Source organism: Vibrio sp. S234-5 (assembly GCF_000960595.1).
In the GTDB taxonomy this organism is placed as follows: domain Bacteria; phylum Pseudomonadota; class Gammaproteobacteria; order Enterobacterales; family Vibrionaceae; genus Vibrio.
Genome location: NZ_JZAM01000144.1, coordinates 1 through 400, shown reverse-complemented (window position 1 = coordinate 400; position 400 = coordinate 1). Strand labels below are relative to the sequence as shown.

Genomic DNA, 400 nt, shown 5'->3' with positions numbered 1-400 from the left:
TGAGTGAAATTTGTCATTGTATGATAATGATATGTCAAAGGTTTTACTTAAAATCGTGGTAGCGATTTTGACAAGCAAAAGGCACTAATGACTATGAAAGAAAAGGTGACATTAAAGCCAATTACTCCCAATGCTATCTACTTTCCATCGCTCGATGAGTTCGCGCTTTTTTTAGGCGTTGGTGTCTCTGCTAGATCCAAAGCTAGGATCTTAAAAGAGCAGTTGTCGTTAGATTTAAAAGTATCTGAGCGAAGCCTCGATAATTTAGGGCGTAAAGGTATCTCAGAGAAAACAGCTCGTCTTGCTTCTTGGCCAATATTGAGGTTTTTATTTCAAAAGGGATTATTTCTATTTTTTAAAGAGCTGCCTAAAGATGTGAGAGCAACAGATATGATTCACA

The 400-nt window shown here is 37.0% G+C and carries 1 protein-coding gene; it reads left to right on the top strand.

Going from position 1 to position 400, the window contains the following annotated elements; genetic code table 11:
- Positions 1-87: 87 nt before the first annotated feature.
- Positions 88-400: hypothetical protein (locus tag UF06_RS06175; protein ID WP_045569669.1), on the top strand; the 313-nt coding region annotated here is incomplete at its 3' end.